A 23,871-nucleotide genomic window follows, 5' to 3' on the forward strand; every position below is an offset into this window, starting at 1 on the left:
TACGCCCCCGCCCCCCCCCCCCGCGCCCGCGCCCACCCCCCCTCCCCCCCCCACCCACCCCCCCACCCACGCCCCCACCCACGCCCCCACCCAAGCCCCCACCCAAGCCCCCACCCAAGCCCCCACCCAAGCCCCCACCCAAGCCCCCACCCAAGCCCGCACCCGCACCCGGAATGACCACGGTCGGAGTGACAGCGCACCGGACGCACGCGAGGCCGCCCGCCGACGGGAGTGGGTCGTGGCGGTGCGGCGCAGCCCGTCGCTTAGCTCGTCACAGCCAAGTCCCACTGTGGCAGCAGGCAGCAGTACGCCCAACACGCGACGGGCTCGCCGCACCGCCACGACCCCGACCCACCCACCACAGGGCCGCCCGACCGTCCCCCACCACCCGCACACCACACCACACCGAAGGAACCCACATGCCCACACCCGCCCCCACCCCCGCCCCCACCCCCGCCCTGACCACAACCCCCGACGGCTTCCTGCTCCACGGCACCCCGTTCCGCATCATCTCCGGCGCCCTGCACTACTTCCGAGTCCACCCCGACCAATGGACCGACCGACTCCGCAAGGCCCGCCTCATGGGCCTGAACACGGTCGAGACGTACATCCCCTGGAACCTCCACGAGCCCGAACCCGGCGCCCTGGACCTCGAAGGCCTCCTCGACCTGCCCCGCTTCCTCCGCCTCGCCGCCGCAGAGGGCCTGCACGTCCTCCTCCGCCCGGGCCCCTTCATCTGCGCCGAGTGGGACGGCGGCGGCCTGCCCCACTGGCTCACCACCGACCCCGACATCCGCCTCCGCTCCAGCGACCCCCGCTTCACGGCCATCATCGACCGCTACCTAGACCTCCTCCTCCCCCCGCTCCTCCCTCACATGGCGGCATCGGGCGGCCCGGTCATCGCCGTACAGGTGGAGAACGAGTACGGCGCCTACGGCGACGACACCGACTATCTCAAGCACCTGGAGCACGCCTTCCGCGAACGAGGCGTCGAGGAACTCCTCTTCACCTGCGACCAGACCGCCGGCGACCACCTCAAGCGTGGCACCCTCCCCGGCGTCCTGGCCACCGGCACCTTCGGCAGCCGCATCGACGAGTCCCTCCGGCGTCTTCGCGAGGCACAGCCCGAAGGCCCGCTCATGTGCTCGGAGTTCTGGATCGGCTGGTTCGACCACTGGGGCGGCCCGCACCACGGCAGGAACGCCGAAGACGCGGCCGCCGACCTGGACCGACTCCTCTCCGCAGGCGCGTCGGTCAACATTTACATGTTCCACGGCGGCACCAACTTCGGTTACACCAACGGCGCCAACCACCACCACGCCTACGTTCCCACCATCACCTCCTACGACTACGACGCCCCGCTGACGGAGAGCGGCGACCCGGGCCCGAAGTACCACGCCTTCCGCGAGGTGATAGCCCGCCACACCCAGACCCCACAAGAGCCGACCCCGCCCCCGTCCCCCAAACTCCCCGAGACCTCAATCGAGTTGAAGTCGTACGCCCCACTCCTCCCGCCGTCCGAAAGTCACACGCAAGCCCGCACCCACCCCCCGCTCCCCGCCCCGATCCACGCCAAGGACCCGGTCACCGCGGACGAGATGAGCCAACGAGCCGGCTACACCCTCTACCGGACGACCGTCCCCACCCCCGGAACGGGCCTCCTCCACTTCGCGGGCGGAGTAGGAGACCGAGCCCAGGTCTTCCTGGACGGCGCCCCCGCCGGCGTCCTGGAACGCGAGCGTTACGAAGAGACCCTGCCCGTCCACGTCCCGCGGGCCGACGCCGTCCTGGAGGTCCTGGTGGAGAACATGGGCCGGGTCAACTACGGCCCCCGCATAGGCGTCCCGAAGGGCCTGCTGGGCCCGGTGACCCTCAACGGCGAGCCCGTACAGGGCTGGGACTGCCACGCGCTGCCCCTGGAGACCGCCCCGGACCCGGCCACGTTCATCAAGGCGGAGCCGACCTGCGCAGAACCCGCGTTCCACCACGGTACGTTCGACGTGCAGACCCCCGCCGACACCTTCCTCTCCCTCCCGGGCTGGACGAAGGGCCAGGCGTGGATCAACGGCTTCCACCTGGGCCGCTACTGGAACCGCGGCCCTCAGCGCACCCTCTACGTCCCGGCCCCGGTCCTCCGCCGAGGCGCGAACGACCTGATCCTCCTGGAACTCCACGGAACCACCACCCCAAGGGCCCACCTGACCGACACCCCTGACCTGGGCCCGACAGGCCCCTGACTTCTCACCCACCCCCTCCGGACCAACCCTCCCCCTCCCCTTCCTCCCACCGGCCTATCCTGTTGGTTCCACAGGCCAGGCCGAAGGAAGAAGAGCACCCACCATGACCCCAGGCGCCGCTGACGGCCCGGCGACCAAGGGACGCAGCCGTCGTAACTTCGCGGGCGCGCGCCCGGTGATGGACGACGTCGCAAAGCTGGCCGGCGTCTCCAAGCAGACGGTCTCAAGGGTGCTCAACGACCACCCGGCCGTCCGCGCGGAGACCCGGGAAGCGGTCCAGGCGGCGATGCGGACACTCGGCTACCGCCCCAGCAGCAGCGCCCGCTCGCTGGCCAGCGGCCGCACCCGCATGCTCGGCGTGATCTCGTTCGACGCGGCCCGCTACGGCCCCGCCTCGACGCTGACGGCGATCAACACGGCAGCGCAGGAGGCGGGGTACCTGGTCAGCTCGATCGCGCTGGACACGGCGGACCGGGACACGGTGGTGCGGGCGGCGGACCGCCTCTCGGCGGAGGGCGCGGACGGCGTGATCGCGATCGCACCGCAGGTCAGGGTGGCCCGGGCGCTCGCCGAGGCGCACCTGGACACTCCTTTGGTCGTCATGGACAACGACCTGGGCGACGGCACCCCGATGGTCACGTCGGACGCGGCGACCGGCGCCCGCATGGCGACGGAGTACCTGCTCTCCCTCGGCCACCCCACGGTCCGACACGTCGCGGGCCCGAAGGGCTGGACCTCCGCGGACCGCAGGTCGGAAAGCTGGCGCGCCACGCTCCGGGCGGCCGGAGCCGAGGTGCACGCCCCCTTGTTCGGCGACTGGAGCGCGGACTCCGGCTACGACCTGGGCCGCGAGCTGGCGAAGGACCCGACCATCACCGCGATCTTCGTCTCCAACGACCAAATGGCGCTGGGCGTCCTACGAGCCCTGCACGAGGCAGGCCGCCGCGTCCCGGAGGACGTGAGCGTGGTCGGCTACGACGACATCCCGGAGGCCGCCCACTTCCTCCCCCCGCTGACGACGATCCGCACGGACTTCACCGACATCGGCACGATCGCCCTACGCATCCTCCTGAACCACATAGCCACCACCCCACAGCCGACGACCCCCCAGCCGGCCACCGCCCCCCACCTCACGGTCGTCCCGGTAGAACTACGCATCAGAAACAGCACGAGAGCCCCCCGCTGAAGCCGACGTACGACCGTTGGGCCGGCCGCGGCCGCTACGCACCGGTGGTAGAGCCGGGACGAACGATCATCAGGACCACCACGATCAGCCAGGCAAGGGCGAACACCCCGGTGACCATCGACAGCCGGGGCAGCCGGGCGACAAGGGACTCGGCCGTGGCAGACGCGTCCTCGGGCGAGTCGAGCCGGCTGACGACGGCGTCCTGCGTGCCGAGCACCGCGACGCCCAGCAGGAGAGCGGCGACCACGGTCAGAACCATGGAGGCGATGAGCCAGGCGCTGTCCATCACGTCCATGACCTGGGCGGTGGCGACGCCGAGGACCGGAACGGAGACGCCGGCCACGGCGTAGACCCGGCAGATCCGGTGCAGCAGCAGGACCGAGCCCTTGGCCGATTCCTGCCCGGGCCCGTGGGCCAGCGCCTGGCGCGCATAGCGGGGGAAGAGACTGGCCGCAATCGTGACCGGTCCGATGAGCAGGATCGCCGCCAGCACATGGACGCTGAGCAGAAATTTGGCCATGCCGATGTCTCCCTTGCGGGTTTTCAGTCGGGTGTGAACGGGGTGAATGAGTACCGGTGTTGACGGCCGACTGAGCCCAGCGATCAACACCGACCACGCAGCAGCACATTGCTCAGTTGCCGCAGCCGCAGCCGCAGCCGCAGCCGTACCGCCTACCCCTCCCCGGACGCCCGCGGACTCTGAACCTTCTGCCGGACGAACAGCGCCGCAGGCACGGCCATGACGATGAGTACGACTCCGCCGATGAGGTTGCCCAAGTGCACGGCGTCGGTGAACGCGTTCGGTACCGCCGTGCCCACGACGCGAACGACGGACGCCGGGAGGCCCGTCGCGCCGCCGCCGTGCGACGCGCCCTCCACGATTTTGTCCGCCTGCGGCGAGGCAATGCCCGCCTCGACAAGACGGTCGTGCAGGTTCCGGGGGAAGCGACTGGTGACGACGGTCCCGAGCACGCTGGGACCGAGCACCGTTCCCAGCTGACGAGCCATGTTCACCGCTGCCGCCGCCATGCCTTCCTGCTCCGGCGGGACGCTGTTGACCGCGGCAGCCGTAGAAGGCGCCGTCAGCAGCCCCGCCCCGATGCCCGCCACGAGCATTCCGGGCCACATCGCCCCGTAGTCTCCCGAGGCATCGGTCGCGAGCAGCGCGAGAGATCCGACCCCGATGAGGACCAGTCCCGCGGTGATCAGGAGCGTGAGGCCGACCCGGTGCGCCAGCACCCGGCCCGTCACCGCGGTGACCACGAGGAACGTCGCGAACAGCGGCAGCAGCCGCACGCCGACGTCGAGGGGACTGGTCTGTCCCACGCGTTCCATGTAGAGCACGCTGAGCAGGGCGACCCCGACGAGTCCGAAGACGCTGACGGCGGCGACGCCCATGACGGCGGAGAAGGAAGCGCTCCGGAAGAGACGCAGGTCCAGCATGGGGTCGGGGTTGCGGAGTTCCACCCTTACGAACAGGAGCAGCGACACGGCGAAGACCACGTACATGGTGATGATCGGCGCTTCGGTGTAGCCGGTGGAGCCGCCCTGAATGATCGTGTAGGTGGCCGAGGCCGTCATCACCGTGCCCAGGACGAGGCCCGCGAGATCGGGCTTGCGCGTGGGGTGCTTGGACTCGGCCACGAACACCGGGGCCAGGATCAGAGCCGCGCCGGCGATGACGATGTTGGCGAGGTAGACGGCGTGCCAGGAGAAGTGTTCGAGCAGGGCTCCGGCGAGGATCGGGCCGATGGCGAGGCCGACTCCGGAGCAGGCGGCCCAGATGCCGATCGCGGCGGTGCGCTCGTGCGGGTCGGGGAAGGTGGCGCTGACGATCGCGAGGCTCGTCGGCAGTACGGCTGCTCCGCCGAGCCCGGCGATGGCCTGCGCGGTGATGAGCATGGCGGCGCTGTCGGCGAAGACGGCGACCACGCTGCCGGCGAGGAAGACCGCGGCGCCCAGACTGAACACGCGCCGGCGCCCCACGAGGTCGCCGAAGGTCCCGGCGGACATCACGAAGCTGACGACGGCGAGGCTGTACGCGCTGGTGATCCACACCAGCGTGCTCGCATCGACGTGCAGGTCGCTCTGTATGTCACCCAGGGCGGAGATGGTGGAGGTGACGTCGACGAAGGCCATCATGACGCCGAGGCAGACCACCAGCAGGCCGAACCAGCGGGCCCGCCCGCTGCCGGAGGCCCGCCCGCTGCCGGAGGCCGGGGCGAGGGAAGCCTGCCCAGGTACGGATTCCGTCATCGGACCGACACCGCCTTCTTCTGTGAGACGCCGAGCGACACCACGGCCGCGACGGCCATGAGGGCCATGGCGACCCACCACGCGTTGCGGTAGGTGTCCAGAGAGGCTCCGCCGGAGGCGGTGCCGAGCATGGCGACGAGGATGCTGATGCCGACGACCGAGCCGATCTGCGTGGCCATGGTCACGATGGCGCTGCCGGTGGCGGCTTGCTCGGCGCGCAGCCCGACCGTGGCGGAGGAGACGACGGTCGGGAGGGCCAGACCGGCGCCGAACCCGAAGAGCAGCCAGCAGGGGAGGATCCCGGAGGCGTAGTTCGGCTCGTCGTGCAGGAGGAAGACGAAGAGCAGGATGCCGACGGAGGCGATCGCACTGCCGATCGCCGAGACGACACCGGCCGGGATGCGGAATCGGCGCTGGAGGGTCTCGCCGGCGGTGGCGGCCACGGCGAAGCCGATCGGGCCGGGAAGGCTGGCGCAGCCGGTCTTGATGGCGGAGTAGTGCCAGTGGCTCTGCAGCCAGAGGATCGTCGACAGCAGGAGGCTGGCGAACGAGGCCAGTTGGAGCATGCCGGCGAGGTTCGCCGAGGCGAAGATCCGGTCGCGGAAGAGGGAGAGGTCGACCACGGGCGCCTCGTGCCGTGCCGAGCGGAACAGGAACGCCAGCAGTCCGACCACGAAGACAGCCAGCGACGAGACGACCCGGGTGTCCGACCAGCCCCAGTCGGGCGCCTTCACGATGCCGAGAGCCAGCGCGCCGATCATGACGATCAGCAGGACGCCGCCGAGCAGGTCGGGGACGCGCGAGTCCTGTTCGTCCTTGACGTTGGTCACTAGCCGGGCGGCCAGCGCGATGGCGAGCAGTCCGACGGGAATGTTCACCAGGAACAGCCACCGCCACGACGCCTGGACGAGCAGTCCGCCGAAAATCGGTCCGCAGACCCCGGACAGCGAGCCCGCGGTGAACCAGATCTTGACGTACCGCTCCACCTTGTCGGCGGGGGCGCTCGTCAGGACCAGACCGAGGCTGGCGGGGGTCAACAGGGCGGCGCCCACGGCCTGAAGGGCACGGAAGAAGACCAGCACCCATACGTCGCCGGACAGCGCCGCCCCGAGGCTCGCCGCGACGAAGACGGCCATGCCGAGAAGGAAGCCGTTCTTGCGTCCGAAGCGGTCGGCGAGCCGTCCCGCCGGGACGAGAAGGGCGGCGAAGACGATCGCGTAGCCGTTGAGCACCCAGCTCAGGTCCGACAGGGAGGTCGAGCCCACGCCCTGTCCGATGTCCGGCAGGCCGACGTTGGTGATCCATACGTCGAGTTGGCCGAGGAAACTCGCCATGGCCAGCACGGCGAGGATGAGAGCCGGACGGGTCGAGGGGCCTCCGCCTCCCCTCTCAAGGCGTGGAGGGGCCATCTGATCTTGCGAAGACATGCGTCTAGTCCGTTCCGTGGGCTTCGAGGGGGCGCCGTGAGTGATGAGTGACGCGCGGCAGAGTTCTGGACCGCTCTGTCAAGAACCCTACGAAGTTCTGGAACGACATGTCAAGAATGCCTGTGCGGCCTATAAAGTGCCCCCATGGGACGTCCACCGGGTTTTGACAGGACCAAGGTCATCCAGGCCGTGGAGCGGCAGTTCCGGCGTACCGGATACGCCGGCACGAGCGTCGACGACATCGCCAAGGCGGGCGGACTGGGCCGCGGCAGCCTCTACGCGGCGTTCGGCGACAAGAGCCGGCTGTACCTGCAGACGCTGTCGGCGTACTGCGACCGCACGGAGGCCGCCTGGGCGGCGGTGCTCGACGGTCCCGACGAGACCGCGCTGGAACGCCTGCGGGCATATCTCGCGAAGCCGGCGCGGTTCGTCCACGACGACCCCGACCGGCTCGGCTGCATGGTGACCGGCTTCGTCGTCGAGGGCGTCGACCACGATCCGCAGGCCGGCGAGCGGGTTCAGCAGGCCCTGGCAAGAATCGGGCGCTCGCTGACCGACTGCGTTCAGGCCGCGCAGCGCAACGGCGACCTGGAACCCGAGGCGGACGCCACCGAGATCAGCCGACTGCTCATGGCCGTCAACCGTGGCATCGAAGTGATGGCCAAGGCCGGCCTGGACATCCCCGCGCTGGAGCGCGTGGCCGATCACGCATTCGACGGCCTCCCCCTCACGGCCCAGGCCCGCACCCGCTCCCGGCAGACGCCCCGGCCGGCCACCGCGGCCGCTTCCTGAAAACTGAAAGCTGAACGCCAGGGCGTCAGGGCGCGACAGAGACGCCGTCAGGTTCGTTGCGCGCCGGCTCCGCCTTGTGGCGGAACAGCGTCCGGTACTCCTGGGGAGAGGTGCCGAGGTGCCGGTGGAAAGCGGCCCGCAGGGAAGCGGGAGCGCCGAACCCGGTGAGGCGGCCGACCTGCTCGACGGGCGCGCTGCTCGCCTCCAGCAGTTCCCGCGCCCGGTCGATGCGCGCATCGGTCAACCAGGCCATCGGCGTGGTGCCGGTCTCCTCGCGAAAGCGGCGGATCAAGGTCCGCCGGGACATATGGGCGTGCTCTGCGAGGTCGTCGACGGTGAGCGGGGCCGCGAGGTTGTCGAGCAGCCACTCCCGCAGCGGAGCGAGCTCGTCTCCGCTGGCCTCGGGGCGGAACTGCTCGATGAACTGTGCCTGGCCTCCCCGTCGTCGTGGCGGCGCGACGAGATCCCGCGCGCGTGTGTTCGCCGCCGCGGCGCCCAGGTCGGTGCGGATCAGGTGCAGGCACAGGTCGATCCCCGCCGTCACGCCCGCGGACGTGAGGATGTCGCCGTCGTCGACGTAGAGCTGGTTCGGCAGGACCTTGACCTGCGGATAGCGCCGTTGCAGGTGTTCGGCCTGCCGCCAGTGCGTGGTGGCGGGGCGCCCGTCGAGCAGTCCGGTCGCGGCGAGGGCGAAGGCCCCGGTACAGATGGAGACGAGCCGGGCGCCCCGGGAGTGGGCCGCCCGCAGCGCCGTCAGCAGTCCGGCGGACAGGGGCGCGTCGATGTCGTCGTAGCCCGGGATGATCACGGTGTCGGCGTCCTCCAGCGCTTCCAGGCCGGCCGCGACGGTGATGGCGAAGCCGGACCCGGGCACGGGCACCGGTCCGGGCCCGTTCTCGGCGCACACGGTCAGCGCGTAGTGCGGGTCCGTCGAGAAGATCTGCGTCACCGCGCCGAATTCGAGCGCGAGCACGCCGGGCAGGACGAGTACGGCGACGCGGTGGGTGTTCGTCATAGTGGCACTACGGTAGCGCTGGTTGGCATCCGTGCCACTTTTCGCTCGAAATCCGCTCTCGTAGCGTCAAGTCATGACCGAAGCCCACCCTCTCAACCTCCCGAACCACCTGCACGAGGGCCTGCTGGCCATTCCTTCCGGGTCGATGGCCGAGGCGAGCCTCGCCGCGGCCCGCGCCGCGGTGCATCCGTCCGTGCTGAACCACAGCATTCGCGGGTTCTTCTGGGCCCGCGTGTTCGCCGCCGTGGGGGGAGTAACCATGACCGTGCGAATCCCGACCGACGCGATCCCCCATCCCCATTCCAGCTGAGAACCGGAGTCAAGCAGTGTCGGATTTTGCAGAGTTCACTTTTCGAGGCCTGCCGGGCTACGACGAAGCGGCCGTTCGGGAAATCATCACCAGTGTGATTCCCGTCAGGACGATCGTCATGTACTGCTTCGACCCCCGGGCCGCCGGGGCCGCACAAGCGGTGGCCGATCACTTCGGCGACGAGGTCTACCCCGGTGAACTCATCCTCGACGACGCGGGCAGGAAGATCGGCTCCACCGCCACGGTGTTCCCCCTCATCGTCGGGGGCGGGCGCGCCGTGGAGGCTCTTCGCTCGATCACGGTCTCGCAGCACCTCTTCGGAATCGAGCGCGTCGTCGTCGTGCACCACTCCTTCTGCGGCGCCACCTCCTTCACGCCGGAGGGAATCATCACTGCGTGGGAAAACGAGCAGCACGGCGACATCTCGTCGTTGTACGACTGGGACGGCATCGCCATCGCCGACTTCGAGAAGTCGCTCCATTACGACGTAAGCCTGATCCGCAACAGCCCGGGCACTCCGAAGCACCTTGAGATCTACGGCCTTTTCTACGACATCGATTCCGGCGAACTGACCGAGATCGTCCGCGACGTTCCCACCGAATCCACCGGACCCGCCCATTCCACCGAACCCACCGGAGCCGATGAAGTCGCGTAGGAATCCGTGACGTCGACCGATATCACGGAGACGGCCAAGGCGAAGTGCCCGGTGGCGGCCAGGCACTTCGCCGCCGCCGTGCCCGGGTCGGACTGCAGCCGTGCTTCGTGCAGCGAGAGCAGCCCCGACAGCACCGCCGTATCGGTCGCCTCGTCGAGGATCTGATCCAGCTGATCCACGGTGAACTCGCCCGTGTCCACCAGTTCCTGCGCCCGCCTGACGGCCTGTGCCGGACCGTCCTGCAGTTCGGCGAGGAAGTCGGCCCCGAGGTCGGCCAGCGCGTCGGCCGCGCATTCCGTGAGGGGCCGGCCCGGGACCGCACGTGCCGCGTTCACCCGGGTATGGGCGGACTCGCAGAGGTCGACCAGCGGCCCGAGGTTCACGGCGACGTCGGTGTCGGCCTGTGTGGGCCGGGCCTCGGCGATCGTCCTGTACACCTCACCGGCGGCGTGCGCGCAGTCGCCGATCAGCTCGGCGAGGGCGGCGAGCAGGCGTGCGTGCCGACGACGACGGGGGATCAGCGGAGCCTCAGGGTCTTCATGACCCGCAGGCTCAGGCTGATGAAAGCCGCGTACTGCCGATCGTCCATGCCCAGCGACGGGGCCAGCGGAAGGATCCGCTGCGTGGCGACGGTCTGCGACTCCGTGTAGTTGAGGATGCCTTCGAGCCCGTGCCGACGACCGAGCCCGGAGTCCTTCATGCCGCCCATCGGAGCCCGCACGCTGCCGTGGGCGGATGTGTAGCCCTCGTTGACGTTCGCGGTGCCGCTCTGCAGACGGGTCGCGATGCGTTCACCGCGCCGGGTGTCCTTCGTCCACACACTGGAGTTGAGGCCGTACGGCGTGGCGTTCACGCGCGCGATCACCTCGTCCTCGTCGGTGAAGCGGTACACCGACACGACCGGTCCGAAGGTTTCCTCCGCGTGGACGGCCATCGTGGGCTCGACGCCGTCCAGGACGGTGGGCTCGTAGAAGAACGGGCCGACATCAGGACGAGGCTTTCCTCCGGTGAGGACGGCGGCCCCCTCGGAGACGGCCTGGTCGACGTGCCGGGACACCGTTTCCAGTTGACGTCGGCCCGCCAGCGAACCCATTCCCACCCCGTAGCTCAGCGATGTGCCCAGCGTGAGCGACTTCGTGCGGCTGACGAATCGCTCCAGGAACGCGGCGGCGACCGAGGAGTGGACGAAGATCCGCTCGGTCGACAGGCACAACTGGCCGGCCGAGGAGAAGCACGTGCGCACCGCGCCCTCGACCGCCTTGTCCAGGTCCGCGTCGGCCAGCACGAGCAGCGCGTTCTTGCCGCCCAGTTCGAGTGACGCGCCGACCAGACGGGCCGCGGCACGGGCCGCGACTTCCCGCCCGGTGCGGACGGAGCCGGTGAACGAGACGTAGTCGGCCTGATCCACGACAGCGGACCCGACGACCCGGCCGTCGCCGATGACGATCTGCCAGACGTCGGCCGGCAGCCCGGCCTGGATGAGCAGCTTGCGCGCCCAGAGCGGCGTCAGGGCGCTCTGCGTATCCGGTTTCGTCACCACGGCGTTGCCGGCGACGAGCGCGGGCAGCGCGTCCCCCAGGGAGAGTTCGAGGGGGTAGTTCCAGGGCACGATCTGCCCGACCACGCCTCGCGGATGATGCCACTGGGTGACTTTCGTGAGCACCGGATAGGCGCCGAGGTGTCGCTGCGGCCGCAGGTATGCGGGGGCCTTGTACCCGTAGTGCCGGGCCACGACGGCGACGCCCTGCACCTCTTCGTGTGCGTGCAGACGGGCCTTTCCCGTCTCCGCCTGGATCAGGTCCAGTGCCTCGTCCTGTCCGTCCAGGAGGAGGTCGTGGAAACGGAGAAGCACCGCCGCACGCTTGCGCACCGGAAGCGAGGCCCATTCGCGCTGCGCTTCCCGGGCCCTGCCGAACGCCACCTCCACATCGTGGGGCGTCGACTCGGGCAGCTCCGCGAGAATCTCGCCCGTCATGGGGGTACGGCTCATGACAAGGCCACTGCCCTCGACCCCTCGGGTGAGTCGAAACACCAGGTCAGAGGTGACTACCTCGGTCGCTTTCCGGCCGCTGTGCGCTACGACGGGATTGTCGTCACCGGTAGCGACGCCGTTCATGCTTGAGGGCGGAGGACCGTCGGCAGTGCCATGCGAAGACATGCGTCTCTTCCGTTCTGCGGGATGCGCAAGGTGCGCGGGAGGCCGTGAGCAACGGACACCAGGTTCTGGACCGCCCTGTCAGGAACCGTAGGAAATTGTGGACTGGAATGTCAAGAATCCTTGGGTGCCCTGTAGGCTGGCCCCCATGGGGCGCCCACCAGGTTTCGACAAGGACAAGGTCATCCAGGCCGTGGAGCGGCAGTTCCGCCGCACCGGATACGCCGGCACGAGCGTGGACGACATCGCCAAGGCGGGCGGACTGGGCCGCGGCAGTCTCTACGCGGCCTTCGGCGACAAAAGCCGGCTCTACCTGCAGACGCTGTCGGCGTACTGCGACCGCGCGGAGGCCGCTTGGGCGGCCGTGCTCGAAGGCCCCGACGAGACCGCGCTGGAACGCCTGCACGCGTATCTCGTGAAGTCGGCGCGGTTCGTCCACGACGACCCCGACCGGCTCGGCTGCATGGTGACCGGCTTCGTCGTCGAGGGCGTCGACCACGATCCGCAGGCCGGCGAGCGGGTTCAGCTGGCCCTGACGAGAATCGGGCGCTCGCTGACCGAGTGCCTTCAGGCCGCGCAGCGCAATGGCGACCTGGAGCCCGAGGCGGACGCCATCGAAATCAGCCGACTGCTGATGGCCGTCAACCGCGGCATGGAAGTGATGGCCAAGGCCGGGCTGGACGTCACCGCGCTGGAGCGCGTAGCCGATCACGCGTTCGACGGCCTTCCGCTCACGGCACAGGCCCGATCACGGTCGGAGTCCTCAGCCGTCACCGCCGACGCGTCCTGAGCTCTGCCCGCTCAAGGCTCTCCCCGGTGCGGTCAGCGTTCCGCGTCGGCGGAAGCGAATGACTCGACGTAGGCCAGGGCCCCGTACAGCGCGTCCCGCAGGGGAGTGGAATCGCCGGCCGCCTGGTCCAGCAGTGCTCCGCCCTGGAACGCGGCGACGAGCAGGTGGGCGAGCGCGGCCGGATCGGCCTCCGGGCGCAGCTCGCCGCGCTCGCGCATCTTGCTCAGCCCGCGCTTGAACAACTCCTGCCACCGCTCGAAGCCGTCGGCCACCGCGTCCCGGTGCGCGGGCTCGGCCTTGACGACCTCGGCGGCCAGGGAGCCGAACGTACAGCCGCCGCGCACCATGTCCTGCGAGGCGATGTAGGAGTCGGCCCACCGGCGCAGGGCGGCGAAGCTGTCCAGCTCGCCCAGTTCGGGCGCCTGATGGCGGGCGACGATGCTGTCGGCCTGCCAGGCCAGCACCGCGCGGACCAGGGACTCCTTGGTGGGGAAGTGCCGCGTGAGCTGCGAGCCGCTGACTTCGGCTGCCTCCCGTATCTGCTCGTTGTTGGTGTTCTGCGCGCCGTGCTCGTAGATCAGCCGGGCGGCCGCCTTGACGATTCGTTCGCGTGTGGCCAGGCCCTTGGCGGTCAGCTTCCGACCTGGCGCTTCGCTGCTGGTGGTGGTCATGGTCACCACCTTACCGCAAAAAAGGGCTTGACAACCCATTCTGTTGGGTGTTCCCTGGAGGCAGGTCAAAAAAGGGCTACCAAGCCCATTCCTCTCGGGAGGTGGACGGGATGTCCGCAGAGACTGCATCGCAGGCGGTACAGGCCGCGCCACGGGCGGCACTGGCCGTGCCACGGGCGGTACAGGCCGCGCTACGGCCTGCGGTACGGTCCGCACCGCAGGCCGTACCCGCCGCATCGCAGGCCGTACCCGCCGAACCGCAGACGATGGCGACGACACCGCGCACCGGCCCGGCTCCGGCCGTCGCCGAGGTGGAGGCCGAAACCGGTCACCCGCGCCGCTGGAGCATCATGGCGGTGCTGGGCGCCGTCGCCTTCATGGCCCAGCTCGACTTCTTCGTCGTCAACGTCGCCCTAGCCGGAATCGGCCGGTCCTTCCCGGGCACGGGCGTCGCGAGCGTGTCGTGGGTGCTGTCGGCCTACGCGATCGTCTTCGCCGCGGTGCTGGTGCCCGCGGGCCGGATCGCGGACCAGTGGGGCCGCAAGAAGATGCTGCTGGCCGGGGTGGCGCTGTTCACCCTCACCTCAGCCGTCGCCGCTGCCGCACCGAGTCTGGGTGTGCTGGTCGCCGCCCGGGCCGTCCAGGCCGTCGGCGCGGCGATGATCGTGCCGACCTCGCTCGGCCTGCTCTACCCGAGCTTTCCCAAGCGGCAGCACACCCTGGTGGTCGGCCTGTGGGCGGGCGTGGGCGCGATCGCGGCCTCGGCGGGCCCGCCCGTCGGCGGACTGCTCGTCACCCTCGACTGGCGGTGGATCTTCCTGATCAACGTGCCCGTCGGCATCGCCACCCTCGTCGCCGGCGCGCTGCTGCTGCCCGAGGTGCGCCTGCCCAAGGGCGCCGCTGTGCCGGACCCGGCCTCCACCCTCGCAGTGCTGCTGGCCGTGAGCCTGCTGGTGCTGGCCACCGTCCAGGGACCGGGCTGGGGCTGGACGGACATCCGCACCGTGGCCCTGTTCGCCGCGGCCGCGCTGGCCGCCGCCGCGACCGTCGAACGCACCCTGCGCGCCAAGGCGCCGGTGATCGAGAAGCAGCTGTTCGCCGGCCGGCAGTTCACCGCCGCGACCGTCGCCCTGTTCCTGTTCTCCGCAGGCTTCGCCATCGTCCTGCTGAGCACCGCCCTGTTCATGCAGGAGGTCTGGCACTTCAGCCCGCTGCGCGCCGGCGTCTCGATCGCCCCGGCCCCCCTGGCCTCGATCGCCTTCGCGATGAACGCCGGACCCATCCAGAGCCGCTTCGGACGCACCGCCCCCGCCGTGACCGGCGCGCTGGCCATGGCCCTCGCCGCCGCCTACTGGCTGACGACCGTGCACAGCACCCCCGACTACTGGGGCGCCATGTTCCCGGGCCTGATCCTGGTCGGCCTGGCCGGCGGGCTCACCTGGGCGCCGCTGTTCGCCGCCGCCGGGACCCTCGCACCCGAACGCGCCACCACCGGCAGTGCCGTACTCAACATGAGCCGGCAGATCGGCAGCGCCGTGGGCGTGGCCCTGCTCGTCGCCCTCACCCCGCAGGCCACGACCACCGGGTTCGACCACGCGTGGGTCGTCCAGGCAGGCGCCGGAATCGCCGCGGCGGCCGCGCTGCCGGCCCTCCGCCCCCGCCACGCACCCGCCGTGACCACGCACCCGTCGTGACCGCGTACCTGTCGTGACCACGCACCCCTGACCACACCCTCTGACCACAGGGCCGTGGGCCCCGGCCACCCGGGCCGGGCCCGCAACCACAGCCTCCCGCTGGACGGATATCGCAAGCCTCTCGCTGGACGGATATCGCAAGCCGCCCACTGGACGGGCATCGCAAGCCTCCCGCCGGACCGGTATCGCAAGCCGCCGGCAGGACGGGTATCGCACGGCGTCACCACCTATCTCCTGCGACACCCACTCGAAGGACGGACGCTGGGATTCCCGCCGGCGCCCGCACCGCTCAAGAAACGGAGATCACCGACATGGAACGCAACCTTCTCGTCATCGGCGCGACCGGCAAGACCGGCGGCCGGACCACGGAACTCCTGCCCCAGCGCGGGCACCGCGTCCGCGCACTCGTCCGCGGCCTGGACGGACGCGCCGAGCGGCTCACCGCCCTCGGTGCGGAGACAGTCGTAGGCGACGTCCTCGACCTGGATTCCCTGTCCCAGGCGACCAAGGGGATCGACGCCCTGTACTTCACCTACCCGATCAGCCCCGGTCTGCTGGACGCCACCGCGAACGTGGCCCAGGCGGCGGAGGAGAACGGGGTCCAGGCGATCGTCAACATGTCGCAGGTGTCCGCCCGCCGCCACACCGCCAGCGACGCGGCACGCCAGCACTGGGTCGCCGAACGCGTCCTGGACCACTCCCCGGTCCCCGTCACCCACATCCGGCCGACCTTCTTCGCCCAGTGGCTGATCGACACCTGGGCCGACGGAACCGGAGAACTGCGGCTGCCGTTCGCCGACGGACGACACGCCCCCATTGCGGAAAGCGACCAGGCGAAGGTCATCGCGGCCATCCTGGAAGACCCCGCCCCGCACGCCGGCCAGATCTACCCGCTGTACGGCGCCGAGGAGCTCGACCACTACGAGATCGCCAAGAGGATGTCGCGGGCGCTGGACCGCGAAGTCACCTACGTGCCCATCGAACTCGACGAGTTCGCCGCCATCCTGCGCGGGCGCGGCGCGCCGGACCACCTGATCCAGCACCTGCTCGCCGTGGCCGTCGACTACCGCAACGGCGTCTTCGCCGGCGCCAACGACCTGGTGAAGACGATCGGCGGCAGCGACCCCCTCGACGTCGAGGGCTTCATCGCCCAGAACCGCGCGGCCTTCGACCTGCCCACCACCTGACCGTTCGACATCACCTCACCGTTCGACCGACCTGCCCATCACCTCGACACAGCTGGAGAACACCATGAGCGTCTGGTTCATCACAGGATCGTCCCGGGGCTTCGGCCTGGAAATCACCCGTGCCGCCCTCGCCGCCGGCCACCAGGTGGTGGCGACCGCGCGGAAGGCGGAAGCCGTCCGGGCGCAACTGCCCGACGCCGGTGACGCACTGCTCACCGTGCCGCTGGACGTGACCGACCCGCAGAGCATCCAAACGGCCGTCGACATCGCGGTCGAGCGGTTCGGCCGGATCGACGTCCTGGTCAACAACGCCGGCACCGGCCTGCTCGCCGCCGTCGAGGAGTCCGACGACGCCGCGGTCCGCGCGGTGTTCGAGACGAACGTGTTCGGCCCGCTCGCCGTGCAACGCGCCGTACTGCCGGTACTGCGCCGCCAGCGCTCCGGCCACGTGATCAACATCAGCTCCATCGTGGGCTTCGCCACCGCGCCGGGCTGGGGCATCTACGCCTCCACGAAGTTCGCCGTCGAAGGCTTCACCGAGACCCTCCACGCCGAACTGGCCCCCCTCGGCGTCCACGTCACGCTCGTGGAACCCGGCTTCTTCCGCACCGACTTCCTCGACCCCGCCAACCTGCACACCGGCCCGGACGCCATCGACGACTACGCACCCACCGTCGGCGCGATGCGCGAAGCGGCGGTGGGCCTGAACCACGCCCAGCCGGGCGACCCGGTCAAGGCCGCGCGCGCCATCGTCGAGATGGCCGCCACCCCCGAGCCGCCCCTGCGCCTCCCGCTCGGAGCCGACACCCTGCAAGCCTTCGACGCCAAACTGGACACCTTCCGAAAGGAACTGAACACCTGGCGAGAAGTAGCTCTCACGACCGACCACGACTGACCATGACTGCCCCGACCGACCATGACTGCCCCGACTGATCACGACTGCCCCCGACTGATCACGACTAGGGGGTGTCGCACGACCCGCTCGCCCACGACCGGAAGGACGCTCCCGTGACCACCCCACAACCCCCGTCCCCCGTAGCAAGCCACTACCGGCAAGGCGACCTGCGCCGAAAGATCGACGAAGCGCTCGACCGCCTCTACCCGGGGCACACCACGCTCACCACCGACGAGCTCCACGGCGTCGACGAGTTCCACACCGGCGGCCATCCGGCGACGCGGGAGCTGGCCGACCACTTGGAGCTGAGCGCGGGCCTGCGGGTCTTGGACGTGGGAAGCGGTCTGGGCGGCCCGGCCCGCCATCTGGCCCAGCACGCAGGGGTCGATGTCACGGGCGTGGACCTGACGGAGGAGTACGTCGACGTCGCGCGCCGGCTCACCGATCGCGTGGGCCTCGCCGACCGGGTCCGCTTCCAGCAGGGGGACGTGACCGCACTGCCCTTTCCCCAGGGGAGCTTCGACCGGGCGTGGATGCTGCACGTGGGCATGAACATCGAGGACAAGGCCCGCCTGTTCACCGAGATCAGCCGAGTCCTGACCGACAACGGCCTGTTCATCGTGTACGACGTCATGCTCCTCGGCGATCCCGCCCGCGTCGGCTACCCACTGCCGTGGGCCTCGGACCCCGACCACAGCTTCCTGGCCCGCCCGGAGGAATACCGCTCGCTGCTGAGCAAGGCCGGGTTCGACATCGTCGCCGAACACGACCACAGCACGCAGGCTGTCCGGCTGCTTCGCGCAGCGGGCGGCCCCAAGCCGCCACCCTCGATCAACGTGGCGATGGGCCCCGACGCACCGACCAAGTTCGCAAAGACCCTCCAGAACATCGAGCAAGGCCTACTCGCACCGACCGAGATGATCTGCCGCGTCCACTGATCCCACGAACAACCGGCGTCGCCCCCCGCTCCCGCCTCTGCTCAGATGCGGTAGGCCCCACCTGGTACGCCATGGGCGAGGCCGTACGGGGTGAGGGCGACGACGCCGGTTCCCCGTGACGGTGTGTCGGGGCCGATGTGCAGCGGGCTGACGCCGTAGGAGCGGGCGAGGTCGGCGGCCATATCGTGAGCGGCCCACCGCCACTCGTCTTCGTCGTCCTGACTCTCTCGGGCGGCGTCCAAGCCGGGCGTGAGGCCCAGTTCCACACGTCGGGCCCGTTCATACGGCAGGGGCTCGCCCAGGGTGAGCAACTCGTCCTCTCCCTCGCCCGTTTCGCAGTACCGCCGGACGACCCTGCCGTGCTCGGCGATGAGCCAGGCGGAGCCGTCGCCCTGGCCGCCGTAGTAGTAGGCGTGGGCCTGGCCGTAGCGGGCGCTGAGTTCGCAGCACAGGCGCAGGACGTCCCCGCTCCGCTCCTCGCCGCACGGGTCGCACCACGCACCCAGAACGAGAGTCCAGCCGTCGAGCTCGGGCGTCACGAAGACCCGTTCGTAGCCGTTGTAGGGGTCGTCCTCGCCGCAGCCGTGACCGTCGGCATCGACGATGTCGTTGCCGAGAGCGAAGGTCACGGGTCTGGGGCGGGCCAGCCCAAGGATCTGCATGATTCCGGCTTGGTCACCACCCCGGACGGCCATCCAGTGATTCCAGCACCCCCACATCCCTTCGGGCCGGTCGTCCGGGAGCTTGACGCGGATGAGCCGTTCGATCGCGGCCACGTCGGCGCGCGACAGCGCAGCCTCGCCGCCCAGCTCGGCGAGCACGGCCAACGCCCGCGCCCGCTGCCGGCCCGGCCCACGTTCCCGGATGCGCTGGAGCAGGGGAACGACATGCTCGCCTTGAAGAATCAGAGCGTCCTGTGCCTGTCGGGCAACGTCCTGCTCGGGATCCCCGAGCAGCGGCAGCAGGGCGGAGACGGCGGACCGGGCATCGTCACCGCAGCGCTGCAGCCCGAGGACGGCCATCCGGCGCACATGCGGCACGGGATGGGAGAGGGCTGCGGTGTAGCCGTGGACGGCAGCCGAGCCAAGGTAGGAGAACGCGAAGCCAACACGCTGGCGAGAGCCTTCGCTGGACGCAGCGGCGAGACCTCGGAGCAGACTGCCGAAGGCTGCGTCCCCGATCCGCTCGAGCACGTCGGCGATCGGCCGCCAGTCGACGGGGGAGCCCTCGTCCGCGAGTTCCTGGACGAGCCGTTCCACCTGACCGGCGCCCAGGCCGACCAAGGCATCCGCAGCCGCCTTGCGCCGGCCCGGCACCCCGAGCTCCCGTATCAAGTCGCTGTCCACCAGGTTCCTCCAGCAAGGTCGACGGGCCCTCACACGTCATGATCCGACACAGCTCTGACATTCCCGAAGCCACATGGCTCGCCATCTGGGCCAGGCCGTCCCGGCTCCATCGCCCCTACCAAGCTGCCCGTACGACCTAGCTCCTGTCCGCGAGTACACGGGAGCGAAAGCCGCTGAGGCTCAAGGTCGCACCCGCACTCGCCTCGCCGAGCCGGAGGGCTCCATGTACATGCAGTCTGTGCTCGAGAAGAAGCCGTACTCCCCGAAGACGATGAAGTCCTCCATGCCACACGAGGGGCCTGCCACCTCGTACTCCTCGTCGTTCAGCCCGTGGAGCAGCTCGGCAACCTCGGAGGCGTAGGTCACTTGGAGATCGTGATCGCCGTACGTCCGCCGATCTGCACTCCCCACAACCGAGCAGGCCAGGCAACAAGCCAGCCGTCTCTGAAACCCACCGATGACCTGCAAAGACGGTTCAAGATCCCGTCCACACCTCGACAAGCGCCCTCTTTCCGCGGCGCACGCCTGCACAAACGCGAAGCCCCCGGCGTTGTGCTGCCTTTAGGGGCGTTGCGCGCTCTCCAACCTTTCGACCTGTCGGCTGACGAGGTCGGCGGGAAAGGACGCGCTGCCTCCGACGTTCAGCTTTTGGAACGTCACGATGGTGTTCCCGGCCCGCACCAGGGTGAACTGCTCGATGCGGTCCTCTGGCTGCTCAGGACCCACGGGGATGGTCTCCCGGAATCGCACGGCTTCATCCCCGACGTCCGGTGCTTGTTCCATCGTCAGCGTGGCCTTGTACTTCCCCACCCAGCCTGTGCCCTCAAACGAGCGGCAGGAGTCGAGCGCCTGCTTGAGCTGTGTGAAGGCTTGCTTGGCCTTCCCGTCTTCGTAGGCGGCAAGCGTCGAGCTGCCGCCCCAGACGTCGCCCTTCCAGTTGAAGACCTGATGGACGACGGTGGACGCGTGTTCCCCGTTGCGGATGTCGAGCGTGGTCTGGCAAGTGGGGTCGGACACCGGCGGGAATGAGCGCTGCTCCTCCTTCGGCTCGGGGTCCTGCACAGAAAGGCCACCCTCATACGCCCCTGCAACCTCGCCGTCCTTGAAGGTGAGCGCCCGTAACTGTGCCCGCGTCAGAGGTGCCACGACAGCCTTGGCTGATGCGGTCGCCCGCGGTCCCACCGAGTCTTGTGTCGCATCTGGACCGGCGGAACATCCGGAAGTCATCAAGACCCCGGCAATCATCAGACCAACTGCTGACATGGGCCCCGACTTGCGGACGTGTATGGATGTCCCCCAAGGACAGTGAGAGTGAGGACGCCGACGGTAGCCGTCCCGAATGGTTCGGGACCAGGGACTTTCCGCGAGACAGCGCCCTACCGAGGAGCACGCCAGGTGGTGTCGGACCAGTCCCCAACTTGCGAAGCTTGGGTCTTCCGGCGGCAGGGCTGCCCCGTCCAGCGGCGGGCCAGAGTTGGAGCGCGCGTTCGACCGTGGCCAGTCCCGCTGTCCCCCGTGGTTCCCCGCCGAATCTGCCCGCAAGTGGCACGCCCCGTTTGCTCTGCCACTCTCCAGCCCGACGCGCGGCGCTGCCTCGCGCCAAGTCCTTACCGCTCCCATGCCTCGAACAGGAAGGAAGTCGAGCCGATGAGCGCCCAGTCGGCTCGTGCGGACGCCGTCATAGTCCAGGCCGTCATCGCGCGCCCTGTCCTTCGAGCATCTTCACGACCTGGCTGACGCGGTTGGACAGGGTGGGCGGAAGGCGTGGGCCTACCCGGTCAGCGTCGACCTGCTGCTGGTCGCTGCCTGGCGCCGGGTGCGGGAAGCGCAGCGCGCCGGACAAGCCGCCGGCAGACCGCGGCTGTGTTCCCTGGCGTCCGGTGGTCGGTCTGTGGCACGGCAACGTCTTCTCTCCAAATCCTTCTGCACCAAGGCGCGTGCCGTTCACAACCGTTCGAAGCTCATGCACGCGATGCGAGACGGTGAAGAGTTTCGACACGGAGTCTGGCCTCCCAGCCTTGACAGCACAGCAGCAGCCGCCGAAACCGTGCGCACAAGCGCAGGACCCTCGTCAACGCCGCGAACTAAGCTGTCGACCTGGGGAAGTTGCGCGAAGACCCCGCCACGGCTACTCGCTGGCAGAAGCCGAAGGTGTCCACCAGGTTGATTCTTGGGTCGTCGCCAATCGGGAGCAGGCTTGCAATCTTCTGACGACTGTCTGCTGCGTTGGCGGATACCGACGGGCTCGTGGTCGTCGCCTCGCGGGTCCCTTCGCCGCCCCTGTACCTCGGAGGTCTGCGGTCGGCTGAAGCGGTCGGTCTTGTCGAGACGGACCTGAGCCTTCCCGAACGAGGCTGGGGCTCGGCGCTGCTCCACCGGACCCGTCCGGCTCTCGGTAAGCACTGAGGTCTTTCAGGGTGGCCACCGATCGGGTGACAGGCACCCCGTCCGCAACGCACAAGGCACCCGTGCTGTTGAGGGAGGTGTTCGAAGTCTCAGCCCATCGGCGAAGGAGCCTTGTCGGTCCCTCATCCTGCCGCACTCGACCTGCCCCATGCGCTCATCGAGTGGGTGACGATGCTCATCGTCACCCTCGAGGGTGACCGCCGCTGCAAGGTCCCGCCGCACCAGCGTGCCCTGGTCGCTCTGGTGTACCTGCGCAAACACGAGCCCCTCGCGCAGATCGCCGCCGGGTTCGGCATCCCGGTCGGCACCGCGCACGCTCACACCACCGCGGTCATCGATCTCCTGGCCGCCCGCGCGCCCGCTCTGCTGCGCGCGCTGCGCGAGGCCGACCCCGAGTTCGTCCCGCTCGACAGCACCCCGGCCGAGTGCGACCGCCTCGGCGACGGCCGCGCCAACTACCCGGCCAAGCACCGCCGCCACGGGGTCAACGTGCAGGTGGTCAGCGATCCACACGGCGAGGTGCTGTGGCTCTCACCGGCCCTGCCGGGGCGCTGCCACGACCTGACCGCGGCCCGTGCCTACCGGATCATCAGGATCTGCGAGCGCCAAGGAGTGCCGATCCTGGCCGACCGCGCCTACATCGGTGCCGGCGCCTGGGTGACCACACCGGCCAGACGGCCTCCCGGAGGCGAACTGTCACTGACCCGACAGACCGTCAACCGGGCACTGTCGAAGGCGGAGTCGCCCGCCTGAAGTCCTGGCGGATCTTCCGCAAAGCGCGGTGCAGCCCGAATCGAATGACGTCAATCGCCGCAGCCGTCCTCACCCTGGAACGGCAACGCTGAAAGACCTCACTGGGTCGACTCGGGGGAGACTCACGACGATCGCGGATTGAAGAACCGACCGACCGAAGAAGCCAGGCGCGTGCCTATCCCGCGCCACCTCGTAGCCATGTTCCGTGAGCGCCAGTCCAGCTTCGGCATGGCTGACGACTGGCGCTGCTCCTTCAGCGAGAAGGGCTCGGTCGTTCCGACCTCTACCTACTACCGGGTGTGCCAGGATGCCAGGCTCCTCGTGGCCTCGCCGCTCGCGAGGCGTCCGTACGACCTGCGGCACTCGGGCGCTGTCGACCCAGCGAGGTTGCGAGCACGACGGCACCAGTGTTGAAGTCTTGCCGACCCGCTACGCGAAGTGCCTCGACGGACAGCGAGGCATCGCCAACCGGCGCATCAAGGACCTGCTTCGTGAATACGAGTGATGGCAAGTGCCTCGGTGTTTCATACTCCCCGCGTGGACATATCCGACGACGGCCAAAAGCTCGATCCTGCGTGGGGTGGAGGTGGGCAACAACGTATGCGGTGTCAGGCGCGGTTGCCGGGACGCCTCCGTTGTGGCTCAGCACTTCGTTCGGGCCAGCTGGATGTCGAGAACGTCTTCCTGGCCGGGCTACTCCACCGCTTCGGCATGAGGGATTCCCTGGAGCGCTACGAGGAGACAACACCCTGGTTCCAGAGATCGAAGGGTGATCACAGAACTACGCGCGAGGCCCCTGGTCCCCTCTCCAGGAGTCTTGTCGCTCTCACGGTCTCACCCGCGGCGATGCCTCAAGATCCCGTCCACGCCTCGCCCACGGACCCCGACATACGCCAGCTCCAAGCGGCACACGCCTGCACATACGCGAAGACCCCGCACTCAGTCTCCGCGAGTGACGGGGTCTTTGGGCACCATAACGGGTGCCCCCTGACAGGATTCGAACCTGCACACACGCCTCCGGAGGCCGTCCGTGTCTCTGCTGTTCCAAGAGCTCGCAGGGCATCTAGGACTTGTCCGGCCGATCATGTGACTGCTTCTTGCCCGAGTCGTTCCTGTGGCATGGGGCGGGGTGATCTGACGGATGCCGAGTGGGAACGG

20 protein-coding genes and 2 pseudogenes are annotated in these 23,871 nt (G+C 69.4%); 12 read left to right on the forward strand and 10 right to left on the reverse strand.

Annotated elements, in window-relative coordinates; translation table 11 throughout:
• The first annotated feature begins 419 nt into the window (after positions 1–419).
• Positions 420–2,237, forward strand: a complete 1,818-nt coding sequence (locus tag ACWCPF_RS44100) for a glycoside hydrolase family 35 protein (protein ID WP_451050797.1) — start codon at positions 420–422, stop codon at positions 2,235–2,237.
• Positions 2,238–2,340: 103 nt separating this feature from the next.
• On the forward strand, positions 2,341–3,423 hold the full coding sequence (locus tag ACWCPF_RS44105; protein WP_451050798.1) for a LacI family DNA-binding transcriptional regulator: 1,083 nt from the start codon (positions 2,341–2,343) through the stop codon (positions 3,421–3,423).
• A gap of 34 nt (positions 3,424–3,457) precedes the next feature.
• Here ACWCPF_RS44105 and ACWCPF_RS44110 read toward each other — a convergent pair whose 3' ends face one another.
• From ACWCPF_RS44110 to ACWCPF_RS44120, 3 genes are all read right to left on the reverse strand, one after another.
• Positions 3,458–3,943, reverse strand: a complete 486-nt coding sequence (locus ACWCPF_RS44110; protein WP_451050799.1) for a DUF2269 family protein — start codon at positions 3,941–3,943, stop codon at positions 3,458–3,460.
• Positions 3,944–4,095: 152 nt separating this feature from the next.
• On the reverse strand, positions 4,096–5,679 hold the full coding sequence (locus tag ACWCPF_RS44115) for an MFS transporter (protein ID WP_451050800.1): 1,584 nt from the start codon (positions 5,677–5,679) through the stop codon (positions 4,096–4,098).
• Positions 5,676–7,013 carry an MFS transporter gene (locus tag ACWCPF_RS44120; protein WP_451050801.1) on the reverse strand — a complete coding sequence of 446 codons (1,338 nt, stop codon included), beginning with the start codon at positions 7,011–7,013 and terminating at the stop codon, positions 5,676–5,678. Before ACWCPF_RS44120 ends, ACWCPF_RS44115 begins: the two co-directional genes overlap by 4 nt.
• Before the next feature lie 237 nt (positions 7,014–7,250).
• Between ACWCPF_RS44120 and ACWCPF_RS44125 the strand changes: the two genes are divergently transcribed.
• Positions 7,251–7,898, forward strand: a complete 648-nt coding sequence (locus tag ACWCPF_RS44125; RefSeq protein ID WP_451050802.1) for a TetR/AcrR family transcriptional regulator — start codon at positions 7,251–7,253, stop codon at positions 7,896–7,898.
• Positions 7,899–7,923: 25 nt separating this feature from the next.
• On the opposite strand, the gene ACWCPF_RS44130 is transcribed toward ACWCPF_RS44125, so the two are convergent.
• Complete coding sequence (locus ACWCPF_RS44130) at positions 7,924–8,913, reverse strand: GlxA family transcriptional regulator (RefSeq protein ID WP_451050803.1); 990 nt, start codon at positions 8,911–8,913, stop codon at positions 7,924–7,926.
• A 73-nt stretch (positions 8,914–8,986) separates the two neighbouring features.
• Between ACWCPF_RS44130 and ACWCPF_RS44135 the strand changes: the two genes are divergently transcribed.
• Entirely contained in the window at positions 8,987–9,223 is a 237-nt protein-coding gene (locus ACWCPF_RS44135) for a hypothetical protein (protein ID WP_451050804.1), read from the forward strand.
• A gap of 16 nt (positions 9,224–9,239) precedes the next feature.
• On the forward strand, positions 9,240–9,878 hold the full coding sequence (locus ACWCPF_RS44140; RefSeq protein ID WP_451050805.1) for a carbonic anhydrase: 639 nt from the start codon (positions 9,240–9,242) through the stop codon (positions 9,876–9,878).
• On the opposite strand, the gene ACWCPF_RS44145 is transcribed toward ACWCPF_RS44140, so the two are convergent.
• A complete protein-coding gene (locus ACWCPF_RS44145) occupies positions 9,770–10,315 on the reverse strand; it encodes a hypothetical protein (protein WP_451050806.1) in 546 nt (181 codons plus the stop codon). The genes ACWCPF_RS44140 and ACWCPF_RS44145 overlap by 109 nt on opposite strands.
• 80 nt (positions 10,316–10,395) lie before the next feature.
• Positions 10,396–11,994: a succinic semialdehyde dehydrogenase gene (locus tag ACWCPF_RS44150; protein WP_451050807.1), complete on the reverse strand. Its 1,599-nt coding sequence runs from the start codon at positions 11,992–11,994 to the stop codon at positions 10,396–10,398.
• Between the two features lie 187 nt (positions 11,995–12,181).
• On the opposite strand from ACWCPF_RS44150, the gene ACWCPF_RS44155 reads away from it, so the two are divergent.
• Complete coding sequence (locus tag ACWCPF_RS44155) at positions 12,182–12,823, forward strand: TetR/AcrR family transcriptional regulator (protein WP_451050808.1); 642 nt, start codon at positions 12,182–12,184, stop codon at positions 12,821–12,823.
• A 32-nt stretch (positions 12,824–12,855) separates the two neighbouring features.
• On the opposite strand, the gene ACWCPF_RS44160 is transcribed toward ACWCPF_RS44155, so the two are convergent.
• The gene (locus ACWCPF_RS44160; RefSeq protein WP_451050809.1) at positions 12,856–13,494 is read right to left on the reverse strand and encodes a TetR/AcrR family transcriptional regulator; all 639 of its coding nucleotides are present in this window, start codon (positions 13,492–13,494) and stop codon (positions 12,856–12,858) included.
• 110 nt (positions 13,495–13,604) lie between these two features.
• Between ACWCPF_RS44160 and ACWCPF_RS44165 the strand changes: the two genes are divergently transcribed.
• The 4 genes from ACWCPF_RS44165 to ACWCPF_RS44180 all read left to right on the forward strand — a co-directional run bounded on the left by ACWCPF_RS44165 (position 13,605) and on the right by ACWCPF_RS44180 (position 18,208).
• Positions 13,605–15,188, forward strand: a complete 1,584-nt coding sequence (locus ACWCPF_RS44165; RefSeq protein ID WP_451050810.1) for an MFS transporter — start codon at positions 13,605–13,607, stop codon at positions 15,186–15,188.
• Between the two features lie 311 nt (positions 15,189–15,499).
• Positions 15,500–16,375: an NmrA family NAD(P)-binding protein gene (locus ACWCPF_RS44170; protein ID WP_451050811.1), complete on the forward strand. Its 876-nt coding sequence runs from the start codon at positions 15,500–15,502 to the stop codon at positions 16,373–16,375.
• A 64-nt stretch (positions 16,376–16,439) separates the two neighbouring features.
• Positions 16,440–17,270 carry an oxidoreductase gene (locus tag ACWCPF_RS44175; protein WP_451050812.1) on the forward strand — a complete coding sequence of 277 codons (831 nt, stop codon included), beginning with the start codon at positions 16,440–16,442 and terminating at the stop codon, positions 17,268–17,270.
• Between the two features lie 113 nt (positions 17,271–17,383).
• A complete protein-coding gene (locus ACWCPF_RS44180; RefSeq protein ID WP_451050813.1) occupies positions 17,384–18,208 on the forward strand; it encodes an SAM-dependent methyltransferase in 825 nt (274 codons plus the stop codon).
• 41 nt (positions 18,209–18,249) lie between these two features.
• Here the strand turns inward: ACWCPF_RS44180 and ACWCPF_RS44185 are convergent, their stop codons facing one another.
• From ACWCPF_RS44185 to ACWCPF_RS44195, 3 genes are all read right to left on the reverse strand, one after another.
• Positions 18,250–19,554, reverse strand: coding sequence for a HEAT repeat domain-containing protein (locus ACWCPF_RS44185; RefSeq protein ID WP_451050814.1), 1,305 nt, complete (start codon positions 19,552–19,554; stop codon positions 18,250–18,252).
• 180 nt (positions 19,555–19,734) lie between these two features.
• Positions 19,735–19,920 (reverse strand): hypothetical protein, encoded by a 186-nt coding sequence (locus ACWCPF_RS44190; protein WP_451050815.1) that lies wholly within the window; start codon positions 19,918–19,920, stop codon positions 19,735–19,737.
• Positions 19,921–20,115: 195 nt separating this feature from the next.
• On the reverse strand, positions 20,116–20,616 hold the full coding sequence (locus tag ACWCPF_RS44195) for a hypothetical protein (protein WP_451050816.1): 501 nt from the start codon (positions 20,614–20,616) through the stop codon (positions 20,116–20,118).
• A 633-nt stretch (positions 20,617–21,249) separates the two neighbouring features.
• Here ACWCPF_RS44195 and ACWCPF_RS44200 point away from each other — a divergent pair.
• Positions 21,250–21,376: pseudogene (locus ACWCPF_RS44200) on the forward strand (DUF2637 domain-containing protein); the annotation flags it as partial.
• Positions 21,377–22,131: 755 nt separating this feature from the next.
• Positions 22,132–22,805: pseudogene (locus ACWCPF_RS44205) on the forward strand (transposase family protein).
• The last annotated feature ends 1,066 nt before the right edge of the window (positions 22,806–23,871 follow it).

It is taken from the genome of Streptomyces sp. NPDC001858, assembly GCF_053594615.1.